The organism is Vibrio sp. Vb1574, assembly GCF_033338675.1.
Genome location: NZ_JAWOTC010000074.1, coordinates 1 through 6716 on the forward strand (window position 1 = coordinate 1; position 6716 = coordinate 6716).

Annotated in this window: 6 protein-coding genes; 3 read left to right on the plus strand and 3 right to left on the minus strand. The window is 46.0% G+C overall.

The genetic code is table 11. The features are described from left to right. From R7O12_RS27315 to argC, 3 genes are all read right to left on the minus strand, one after another. The coding region (locus tag R7O12_RS27315) for an argininosuccinate synthase domain-containing protein (protein ID WP_411913088.1) at positions 1-86 on the minus strand (86 nt) is incomplete at its 3' end. Positions 87-170: 84 nt separating this feature from the next. Then, complete coding sequence (gene argB / locus R7O12_RS23335) at positions 171-962, minus strand: acetylglutamate kinase (protein ID WP_005381333.1); 792 nt, start codon at positions 960-962, stop codon at positions 171-173. A gap of 21 nt (positions 963-983) precedes the next feature. Beyond that, the gene (gene argC / locus R7O12_RS23340; RefSeq protein ID WP_005382790.1) at positions 984-1988 is read right to left on the minus strand and encodes an N-acetyl-gamma-glutamyl-phosphate reductase; all 1005 of its coding nucleotides are present in this window, start codon (positions 1986-1988) and stop codon (positions 984-986) included. Positions 1989-2132: 144 nt separating this feature from the next. Here argC and argE point away from each other — a divergent pair, with 144 nt between their 5' ends. The 3 genes from argE to R7O12_RS23355 all read left to right on the plus strand — a co-directional run. Continuing rightward, complete coding sequence (gene argE, locus R7O12_RS23345) at positions 2133-3269, plus strand: acetylornithine deacetylase (RefSeq protein WP_005381335.1); 1137 nt, start codon at positions 2133-2135, stop codon at positions 3267-3269. Positions 3270-3541: 272 nt separating this feature from the next. After that, positions 3542-6175 (plus strand): phosphoenolpyruvate carboxylase, encoded by a 2634-nt coding sequence (ppc, locus tag R7O12_RS23350; RefSeq protein ID WP_005381336.1) that lies wholly within the window; start codon positions 3542-3544, stop codon positions 6173-6175. Positions 6176-6555: 380 nt separating this feature from the next. Further along, positions 6556-6716 (plus strand): PadR family transcriptional regulator (locus R7O12_RS23355; protein ID WP_318125203.1); only part of this gene is annotated, 161 nt, incomplete at its 3' end.

Consider the following 6716-nt stretch of genomic DNA (forward strand, 5'->3'; position numbering starts at 1 on the left):
TTCTCTTTTAGCCACGGGATAATTACTGAAGTATCTAGACCGCCTGAGTATGCGACTACCACTTTATTTACGTTCACTTTGCTCATGTTTTTTCTCCAAACTTAACTGGCGCTGCGCTCGGCGGTCAGTGCCAACTACGACTTCCTAATATTGAATTCTTTTGCTGATGCTTATTGAGGCAAGAATTGAGTACCAATACTTTCACCAGCGAATAACTGTGCTAATTTTTCTGGGTAACGCCAGGTCGCGACTTCAATTGGACGGCCAAGATCATTGGCGGCCTCCAAAGCGGCTTTAACTTTGACGATCATGCCATCGGTGATCACATGTCCATCGATCAACGAGTTAGCTTGCTGCTCTGACAGGGTTTTGATCAAATGGCCTTTTCCATCTAGTACACCACTCACGTCTGATAACAGGACTAACTCCGCATCTAATGCGCCCGCAACCGCGACTGCTGCTTGATCAGCATTCACATTCATCATCTGGCCATCTTTGGTTAAACCAATTGAACTGATGATCGGCAGTGCACCTGTGTTTAGCACCGCTTGTAATAGGGCTGAGTCACCCGGTGATGCTTTGCCTACCGCGCCGAGTTCTGGGTCAAGTTCTTCAACAAGACACAAACCACCATCCGCAAGGCTAAGGCCCACAGCGTTAAGACCGTCCGCAATCGCTTGACCTTGAAGTAACTTATTCGCAGTGCCTGCAAGCGCGCCTGCAATCACAGGAATTTGATCGTAAGGCGTTACGCGTAAACCGTTTTTCTTAACGGTTTCAAGCTGAAGCTTTGCCATCAACTCATCAACTAGGTAGCCACCGCCATGAACGATGGCGATTTGTCGCTGTGCCGATTTTTGGTAAGCCGCAATGGCACCAAAAAGTTGGCTTAAGGTTTGAGTGCATGATAGAGCTGCACCACCTAGCTTAATGACTAAAGGAGCTTGATTGGTTTGCGTCATCGCATTTCCCTCTTTCAACGACTACAGCAACGCTGTCAGTTCTGGGTAACCGTAATGAATATTGAGACATTGCATCGCTTGACTCGATGCACCTTTAAGTAGGTTGTCGATAGCTGAAATCACAATGATGTGTTCGCCTTGTACCTTCCAGCCGATATCACAGAAAGGGGTATTTTCGACATCCTGAATACGTGGAATACCGTCGCCTTTAAGACGCACCGCAGGCTTGCCTTGATAAGCTTGTTCAAACGCCTGTGCCACTTGTGCTTCTGTCACACCTTGCGCAAGCTTCATGGTGATAGTGGCAAGAATGCCGCGTTTAAAGTTGCCGAGGTGCGGAGTAAAAATCACATCGCAACCCAAGTGCTGAGCAATCTCTGGCTGGTGACGATGGTTAAATACACCATAAGGTTGCAAGCTCACTTCACAGAAGCTGTTAACCATGGAGGCTTTACGCCCTGCACCTGATACACCACTGGTTGCGTTGATCACTGGCCATTGGTTGGTATCGAGCAACGCATGTTCTAATAAAGGTTTGATTGCAAGCTGTGAAGCGGTTGGGTAGCAACCTGCTACTGCAATCAAAGGAGTGGTTTTTATTGATTCTTGGTTCCACTCTGCTAAGCCGTATGCTGCTTTATCTAGCCAGTTGTTATGTTGATGTTCGAAGCCATAAAAAGTGTCGTAAAAGCCTTCACTTTTCACACGGAATGCACCCGATAAATCGAATACCTGACAGCCTGCCTCCAAGAAAGTTGGGGCTAAATCATGGCTGACTTCGTGAGCCGTTGCCAAAAACACCACGTCCGATTCTTGAGCGATTTGCAGTGGATCCGTTAGTGGTAAAACTGGCATATCAATGATGCCCGCTAGCTTACCGTGCAGCTGCGCGATGCTCTTTCCCGCATCAACACTGTTGGCGGAAACGTATAAACCTGATAGCGTGAGTTGTGGGTGTTTATTAACCATTAACGCTAACTCTGCGCCGGTATAACCGCTGGCTCCAATAATCGTGGTTTTTAGCATTGTGTAACATCCATATACTTAAAGGCTCAAATGACTATTCATATTTAATTTTTGCTTTATTTTGATTTTTTATTCATTAAATATGATTTAATATGTGTTTTACATTTTTGTGGTCTGTCTGTCAACAGGAGATTTGAAGAATCCATGCAATTACCAACTTTTCTAGAGGTCTATGAAGGACTCATCAGCACCTCTTCTATCAGCTCCACGGATCCGAGCTGGGATCAGGGCAATGCAAAAGTCATCGAAAAACTCGCATCTTGGTTTAAAGATCTGGGTTTTAGCGTTGAAGTGATCGAAGTCGAGCCAGGCAAGCACAATATGATCGCACGTATGGGTGAGGGTGAAGGTGGCCTTTTACTTGCTGGCCATAGCGATACCGTGCCATTCGATCAAGGGCGATGGAATTTTGATCCGCATAAACTGACGGAAAAAGACAACCGCTTCTACGGTTTAGGCACAGCAGACATGAAAGGCTTTTTCGCCTTTATTTATGAAGCAGTGAAGAAAGTCGATTGGAGCAAGCAGAGCAAACCACTTTACGTATTAGCCACTTGTGACGAAGAGACCACCATGTTGGGCGCGCGACATTTCACAGCAAACGCCCCATTTAAGCCGGATTACTGCATCATTGGTGAACCCACCAGCCTTGTGCCAATTCGAGGTCATAAAGGGCATGTGGCAAATGCCATTCGCGTAACAGGCAAGTCCGGTCATTCATCGGACCCAGCGCTTGGCGTTAACGCTATTGAGATCATGCATGAAGTCATGTTCGCCATGATGCAACTGCGTGACAAATTGATTAAAGAATATCACCATCCGGGTTTTGCCATTCCAAGCCCTACCCTAAACCTTGGACACATTCACGGTGGTGACAGCGCTAACCGTATTTGTGGTTGCTGTGAGCTGCATTACGACGTGCGTCCTCTTCCTGGCATTAGCCTTGATGGTTTAGAGAACATGTTGCGCGGAGCATTAAAAGAAGTCGAAGCGAAATGGCCAGGGAGACTGGAGATTATTCCATTGCATGAGCCTATTCCGGGTTACGAATGCCAACATGACCACCCATTTATTGGTGGTGTTGAAGAGATTTGCCAAACTAGTTCAGAAACCGTGAACTACTGTACTGAAGCACCATTTCTACAGCAGTTGTGTCCAACCTTGGTGCTCGGCCCTGGGTCAATCGACCAAGCCCATCAACCGGATGAGTTTCTATCCTTCGACTTTATCGACCCCACAATTGATGTGCTTTCAAAGGCGATGGTCAAGTACTGCTGTTAATACGCGTTTAAGCTCGAAAGTCTGTGCAGCTCGATTGAGCTGCATCTTTTTATCTTCACAATTTAGCGTTAGCCTTAACACTTATTTAACTTGTTATTTTGTAATTAATTTTCACTTATTACTCTATGGCTGCCGTAAATTTGCTCTAAATCAGGAGACAGCGGAATAATTGCAAACTTAGTCTGCTTTATTTGACTATAACTGGTGCTTTTCGCTAGATTGGAGTCTTAACAAGGACAATGGATGTAGTTTTTTTACGAGGCAGGACGACAATGAACGAGAAATACGCCGCACTCAAAAGTAATGTGCGCATGTTAGGCCACTTATTGGGTAACACCATTCGCGATGCCCATGGCGAAGAAATCTTCGAGAAAGTGGAAACCATTCGTAAATTATCCAAATCAGCTCAAGCAGGGAATCAAGCAGACAGGGACAGCTTGATCGAAGAAATCAAACATCTACCTGATGAGCAGCTAACGCCCGTTACTCGCGCGTTTAACCAATTTCTAAACCTCACCAATATCGCTGAGCAATACCACACGATTTCACGCCATTGTGAAGAGCACATTTGTGAACCAGACGCGATTAACTCGCTGTTTTCTAAACTGGTACAAAACGATGTGAGCAAACTGGACACTGCCCAAGCGGTTCGTGATCTAAATATTGAATTGGTATTGACGGCTCACCCAACAGAAATTACGCGCCGTACGATGATCAACAAACTGGTCAAGATAAACGAGTGCTTATCAAAGTTGGAGCTAAGCGATCTTTCATCTAAAGAGCGCAGAAAGACCGAACGCCGCCTAGAGCAACTTATTGCCCAAGGCTGGCATTCAGACGTGATTCGACAACAACGCCCTACTCCGTTGGATGAAGCAAAGTGGGGCTTTGCGGTCGTTGAAAACTCTCTATGGGAAGCAGTACCGGACTTCCTACGTGAGATGAATGACCGTCTAAAATCTTACCTTGGAGAAGGTTTACCCATTGATGCTCGCCCAGTGCACTTCTCCTCTTGGATGGGCGGTGACCGTGACGGTAACCCGTTTGTTACTCACAACGTTACGCGTGAAGTCTTACTATTGTCTCGTTGGAAAGCCGCCGATCTTTATCTCAATGACATCAACGAGTTGATCAGCGAGCTGTCTATGACAGTTTCAAACGATCAAGTCCGTGAACTTGCTGGCGAAGATCAGCACGAACCATACCGTGCGATCCTGAAGCAATTACGCACTCTGCTCAATGAAACCAAAGATATTCTCGATGCTAAGATCCACGGTCAAAAACTGGCCGTTAAAGCCCCACTGCAAAAAGTCGAGCAACTTTGGGAACCGCTGTATGCCTGCTACCAGTCACTAAACGAATGTGGCATGGGTGTAATAGCCAACGGCTCACTACTGGATACACTACGCCGCGTAAAAGCATTTGGTATCCATCTTGTACGTCTTGATATCCGCCAAGAGAGCACGCGTCACTCAGACGTCTTGTCTGAACTAACTCGCTACTTAGGTATTGGTGATTACGAACAATGGAGTGAGCAAGATAAGATTGCTTTTCTAACTAACGAGCTGGCATCTAAACGTCCGCTTCTCCCTCGTGATTGGGAACCGTCTGAACCCGTCAAAGAGGTTTTGGATACCTGTAAGATTGTTGCAGCACAACCGCGTGAAGCGTTTGGCGCTTACGTTATTTCAATGGCACGTACCGCTTCTGATGTACTAGCCGTTCATCTACTGCTACAAGAAGCAGGTTGCCCTTACCGCATGGATGTGTGTCCTCTGTTCGAAACGCTAGACGATTTGAACAACGCAGAATCGGTCATCAAGCAGCTTATGGGGATTGACCTTTACCGTGGTTTTATACAAAACCACCAGATGGTCATGATTGGTTACTCTGACTCAGCGAAAGATGCAGGTGTTATGTCTGCTGGTTGGGCTCAGTATCATGCGATGGAATCGTTAGTTAAAGTGGCTGAAGAAGAAGGCGTTGAGCTAACTCTATTCCATGGTCGTGGGGGCACAGTCGGTCGCGGTGGCGCACCTGCGCATGCTGCGCTTTTGTCGCAACCACCAAAAAGCTTGAAAGGCGGTTTACGTGTAACAGAGCAAGGCGAAATGATCCGCTTTAAACTGGGACTCCCAGATGTCGCAGTAAACAGCTTTAACCTATATGCAAGTGCGATTCTGGAAGCCAACTTGTTACCGCCACCGGAGCCAAAACAAGAATGGCGCGACTTGATGGAAGTGCTATCAGAAGTAAGCTGTGAGTCTTACCGAAATGTGGTTCGTGGCGAGCCAGATTTCGTGCCTTACTTCCGCCAAGCAACACCAGAACTCGAACTCGGCAAGTTGCCACTTGGTTCTCGTCCTGCAAAACGCAACCCTAAGGGCGGAGTAGAAAGCTTACGTGCAATCCCGTGGATCTTCTCATGGAGTCAAAACCGTTTGGTACTTCCTGCATGGCTAGGCGCAGGTGAAGCGATTCAATACTCGATCGATAAAGGCCACCAAGCATTGCTCGAAGAGATGTGCCGCGAATGGCCATTTTTCTCAACTCGTCTCGGCATGCTGGAAATGGTGTACTCGAAGTGTAATATTGATATCTCTCGCTACTACGATGAGCGATTGGTGGATGAGTCGCTCCGTCCACTCGGTGAAAAACTTCGTGCTCAGCTTCAAGAAGACATCAAAGCGGTACTGAATGTAGAGAACAATGAAAACTTGATGCAGCATGACCCTTGGGGACTCGAGTCGATTCGCTTACGCAATATCTACGTTGAGCCATTGAATATGCTACAGGCAGAGCTACTATACCGCACGCGTCAAACCGAAGAAGCTTCTGCAAACTTGGAAGAAGCGTTGATGGTGACGATTGCTGGTATTGCTGCTGGTATGCGCAACACAGGCTAATCGTTTCATTTTTAATAAAAAGCTGGGCAAATGCTCAGCTTTTTTTTATCACAGGATAATCGCACCAAAACAAAGGCAGTTAAATATACCACTATAGACCCAAAAAATACCAAAATAAAAGAATAAAAAACCACAAGCTAACACTATTGATTATTATGTTAGTTTTTTAGGGTAATTTTGTCCTACTATTCCACTTCATGCTTATTATTTATATACTACTTGCCTGCTGAGAGCTCATAAATCCAATCATACCTGCTCCAGCCTTGATGGGACTCCCCATCTCTCTAGGTGATAAACGGCTTTAAGGTGACAGGACCAACATTGTTGGTGCTACTTATACATTAAAAAACTCAAGTGCCAGTAAGAGCGCAGCTGAAAGTATAAGTAGCTTGTTTACAAGTTTATTGACCATTTGGATTGAAGACATGTCATTACCACACGTAATCTTAACTGTTCTTAGCACTCGCGACGCAACCGGTTACGATATCACTAAAGAATTCTCTGCTAGCATCGGTTACTTCTGGAAAGCAAGCCACCAACA